The sequence below is a fragment of the Paenibacillus sp. 05T425 genome (assembly GCF_056396205.1).
The window spans coordinates 1-371 of record NZ_JBFTLA010000175.1; the positions used below are offsets into that span (position 1 = coordinate 1).

The 371-nt window shown below is 58.8% G+C and carries 1 protein-coding gene; it reads right to left on the reverse strand.

Annotated elements, in window-relative coordinates:
• On the reverse strand, window positions 1-371 hold a 371-nt coding region (locus tag AC1DF0_RS32640), incomplete at both ends, for an aldehyde dehydrogenase family protein (protein ID WP_477577776.1).

Here is a 371-nt window from a genome sequence, read left to right on the forward strand (position 1 = left end):
GCCTTGTCGCCATGCACCACACTCAGCACGCCTTTCGGCAGGCCGGCTTCCAGTAACAATTGAGCGATCAGCAGCGTGGAGCTTGGATCGCGCTCAGACGGCTTGAGGATAAAGCAGTTGCCACAGACGATCGCCAACGGATACATCCACAGCGGCACCATGGCCGGGAAGTTGAACGGGGTAATGCCGGCCACTACGCCCAATGGCTGGAAATCCGACCAGGCATCGATGTTCGGCCCGACATTACGGCTGTACTCACCCTTGAGGATTTCTGGTGCCGCGCACGCGAACTCGACGTTCTCGATCCCGCGCTTCAATTCACCGGCAGCATCTTCCAGGGTCTTGCCGTGTTCTTCGCTGATCAGTTGTGC